Origin of the sequence: Streptomyces swartbergensis, from assembly GCF_002148965.1 — a bacterium.
In the GTDB taxonomy this organism is placed as follows: Bacteria; Actinomycetota; Actinomycetes; order Streptomycetales; family Streptomycetaceae; genus Streptomyces; species Streptomyces swartbergensis.
The window spans coordinates 1-611 of the sequence record NZ_NGFN01000862.1 but is presented as its reverse complement, the minus strand read 5'-3'; the positions used below and the strand labels follow the sequence as shown (position 1 = coordinate 611).

Sequence of the window (611 nt, the reverse complement as noted above, 5' to 3'; positions counted from 1 at the left end):
CCCCTGCGCACCGCCCGCCTGCTTCTCGACGCCTACACCCCGGAGGACGAGGACGACTTCGTCGCTCTGTTCCAGGACTCCAGGGTCTCCCGGTGGATGGGTGACGGTCCCGCCGCCGAGGCGGACGACCGGGCCCTGTTCGGGCGGATCTTCAGCAAGGTCTATGCCCAGGATCTGTTCGACGTGTGGGCGGTCCGGCGCGGTGGGCGACTGGTCGGGCATGCGGAGATCAAGCGGACGGACGCGGTCGACGGTCACGAGATCGTCTACGCCCTGGCCCCGGAGGCCTGGGGGAGCGGGCTCGGGACGGAGCTGGCGGAGGCGCTCGTGGGGTACGGCTTCGACGTGCTCGGGCTGACCGAGGTGCACGCCACCGTCGCCGCGCAGAACGAGGCCTCGCTGCGCCTGCTCGGCCGGATCGGGTTCGCGCACGTCCGGGACGTCGAGGAGGACGACGGCGGCCTCACCCGCGTGCTGACCCGGCCGGCGCGCTGACCTCCTCAGTCACCCGGCAAGAATCCGGCAAGAAATTCTTACCTGACCGTGCAACCCTTTCTGCCCCACGCGGGTCGTACATGGCGTCAGAGCTTTCTGGGGGGAGATCTGGGGGG

The 611-nt window shown here is 70.2% G+C and carries 1 protein-coding gene; it reads left to right on the top strand.

The window, feature by feature from the left end:
- Positions 1-3: 3 nt before the first annotated feature.
- Positions 4-495, top strand: a complete 492-nt coding sequence (locus CA983_RS44785) for a GNAT family N-acetyltransferase (protein ID WP_086606201.1) — start codon at positions 4-6, stop codon at positions 493-495.
- Positions 496-611: the final 116 nt, after the last annotated feature.